We start from the raw sequence: 3,105 nt of genomic DNA on the forward strand, positions 1-3,105 counted from the left end.
TCAGCAGTAAAGTGGCCACCGCCATGACCAAACAAAGCCGCGATAGTGCCGGAGCAGAGCGAATCTCAGAGCGTTCCAGTTGAAAACCATTGGCCTTTTCATCTAAAAATTCCTCTTCAATTTGAAACCGCTCGCTGTATTCTTGGAAGGTTTTGAGACTAGTGACTTGGTCGGAGGCAACCATCCACACTTGCCTTGAGAGGGCATCACGGGCTAGAGCAAGGTGCAAACTGCTGAGAGATTTCGTTTTGTTCAAGCTCACTCCCTGCAACAGGATGACCTCTCCCAGGTCTAGATGATAGTGATTCAGTCGCTTCCAGCCCTTGCCGGGACGGTAGATCCAACTGTCCCTCAACACTTTTGTCAGTCAACCAGCCTGAATACTGTCTTTGTGCTGCTCAAAAAAATCGTTGTCTTGGCTGCGACCGTAACTACACAACATCAACACTACTAGGAACTAAATGAGTGTTCTTCACCAAGTCTTAGACCTTGCCATCGACCTCTCCTTATGAAGGACAACTGAAGATTTAAATTACGCCTGAGAAGATTCAAATGTACTATTAAGTTGAGAGGTAATCTGAAGAGACCATGCCAAATCTGTTACTGATTGAAAGCCCCGGCAAGGTGAAGAAACTGGGGCAAATCCTGGGTTCAGGCTGGGTGATTAAAGCCAGCATGGGCCATGTTCGCGAACTCGCCAATGACGGCGACGATGCCCTGGGCTTTGACCTGGGGGCCGGTTCCATTGACTGTCGCTACCAGCCCCGCGATGCTCGTTCTAAGAAAGTGCTCTCAGAACTTCGCCAGGCGGTCAAAGCCGCCGATCGCGTCTACATCGCCACCGACCCCGATCGCGAAGGGGAAACCATCGGCTGGCACTTGCAGCAGGCGCTGAATCTGCGGAATCCTCAGCGGGTAGTCTACAGCGAGATCACGCCTCAAGCGGTGAGAGCGGCGATCGCCCATCCCCGCACCCTCAACCAAGACCTCATCGCTGCTGGACGTGCCCGCGACTGCTTGGATAAACTGGTGGGCTACACCGGCAGTCGCCATGTCGTCTGGCCCCTGAACAATGGCGCAAAGTCCATGGGGCGAGTCCAGAGCGCCACGCTGCACCTGCTCTGTGTTCGAGAACGCGAGATTCAAGCCTTTGTACCGCAGGATTATTGGAGCGTGTGGGTCACCTATGGGGAGGGCTTCAAAGCCTTCTATCGCAGTAGTCCTAAGCCGCAGCGGAAGTCTACGAAAAACGCGGAGGATCAAAGCGCTGAGAGTGAATCGGATCGAGTCAGGTCTCAAGAACGGGCGGATGAGCTGGTGGCGATCGCCCAAACCCACTCCCACAAAGTTCTACACATCGAAGGTAAACAGACCACTCAATCGCCCCCGCCTCCTTTTATTACCTCGACCTTGCAGCAGGCTGCTGGCTCTAAACTCCACTTCAGCCCCGAACAGACCATGAAGGTGGCCCAGGCTCTCTACGAAAAGGGTCACATCACCTACATGCGCACCGATTCGGTCATCCTTTCAGCGCCCTTTTGTGAGTCAGTTCGTCAGTACCTCCAGCAGCACGATCCCACCAACGTGCCGCGCAAAACCACCCAGCACCGGGCCATCAAGGGATCTCAAGAGGCCCATGAAGCCATTCGCCCGACGGATGTGAATCACCTACCCCAGCAGCTTCAGCGGGAACTGTCCTCCGATCAAGCCCAGCTCTATGAGCTGATTTGGAATCGGGCAGTGGCTTCGCAATGCGCTCCGGCGCGGCTTCGCAAAACGCGCATCGTCACCCAGTCTGGCGAAGCGTACTGGGAAGCTCGCGGCCAGGTGCTGGACTTTGCCGGATACACCTGTTACTGGAACAACATCAGTGCGGATTCAGTTTTGCCTGCTATTACTCAAGGGCAAGCCCTCCAACTGGAGCAGGCCCAGGCGGATCAGAAGCAAACCCAACCGCCGCCGCGTTACAGCGAACCCAAGCTGGTGAAGCTGATGGAGCAAAAGGGGATTGGTCGCCCCAGTACCTATGCTCCGACTATCAAAACCTTACGGCAACGAGAGTATGTAGGCCTGCTGCAGGGAAAGTTGCAGCCAACGGCATTGGGATTGGAACTGGACGGGGCTTTGGAAAAGCTGCTGCCCGACTTGATTCAGCCGGAATTTACCGCTCAGATGGAGACGGCGTTGGATGCGATCGCCACAGGAGAACAAGACTGGCAAGCCTACCTAATTGACTGGAATCGGGGATACTTTGCGCCCGCGATCGCCCAGGCAAAAACCCAACTCCTATCTCTCCCAGCTTTTGCTGAGCAGCCACAGACGTCGGATAGAATGCCCGCTAAGCAATCAACCGCCTCTAAGGTCAAACCCGCCAACGGGCAACCGACTAAAACCAAGTGCCCCATCTGCGGAGAGGCAATGACCAAAGTCCCCTCTCGTTCCAAGAAGATGAAAGCGAAGCACTTCCTCAAATGCTCAGGGGCGGGCTGTGGCACGGTGATGTTTTGGAATGCCAAAGCCAAACGCTATGAACTTCCCCACGCCCAGCGGCAAGCTCTCAACCCAGAAATGTTCGTGGATCATCCCTGCCCCGTCTGCGGCGCGTTGCTGGAGCGCCACGCCTATATCAAAGACGGGCAAGACAAGATGATGCTGCGCTGTTCGATTCTGGAAAGTCGCCGCGGTAAGTGCAAAGAGGTTGCCTACTTCCAGAGTCGCGGGGAGTTCTGGTCACCTAAATTTGGGACGCTGAAGTTACCGGAACCTCAGGTTTAGCAGTTGCGACTTCTCCGACACAAGGTGTCGCGCCCGGGGATAAGTGGCCGAGATCCGGGGCTATTTGACTGCGACGATCGAGCTTGGGATGCTTACTGTGAGGGAGTTTGAGCAATGTAACCTATCTTTTAAGGGTTGTAGCGCGCAAATTGACCGCAGATTGAGGACAGGACTTACGCAAGGCAAGCGCTATCCTTGAGCAATAAGCTTTAGCAACTTGGACTCATGAGCTTCAGCAATTCTCAGTATGAACATCTTGCATGAGCTTATTGAGAACAGTGTCAATAGATTGGTTGAAAAAGCTCATTCTTTCGTTCAGGATTCGACAGA

The 3,105-nt window shown here is 54.1% G+C and carries 1 protein-coding gene and 1 pseudogene; one reads left to right on the forward strand and one right to left on the reverse strand.

The features are described 5' to 3' along the window. A pseudogene (locus JUJ53_RS01165) lies at positions 1-256 on the reverse strand (transposase); the annotation flags it as partial. 332 nt (positions 257-588) lie between these two features. Here JUJ53_RS01165 and topA point away from each other — a divergent pair. Further along, the gene (gene topA, locus JUJ53_RS01170; protein WP_204150153.1) at positions 589-2,775 is read left to right on the forward strand and encodes a type I DNA topoisomerase; all 2,187 of its coding nucleotides are present in this window, start codon (positions 589-591) and stop codon (positions 2,773-2,775) included. Positions 2,776-3,105: the final 330 nt, after the last annotated feature.

It is taken from the genome of Leptolyngbya sp. CCY15150, from assembly GCF_016888135.1.
Taxonomy (GTDB): domain Bacteria; phylum Cyanobacteriota; class Cyanobacteriia; order RECH01; family RECH01; genus RECH01.

Excerpts from the sequence above, each read along its gene's own strand:
- topA (WP_204150153.1), top strand. The coding sequence starts at position 589 with ATGCCAAATCTGTTACTGATTGAAAGCCCCGGCAAGGTGAAGAAACTG.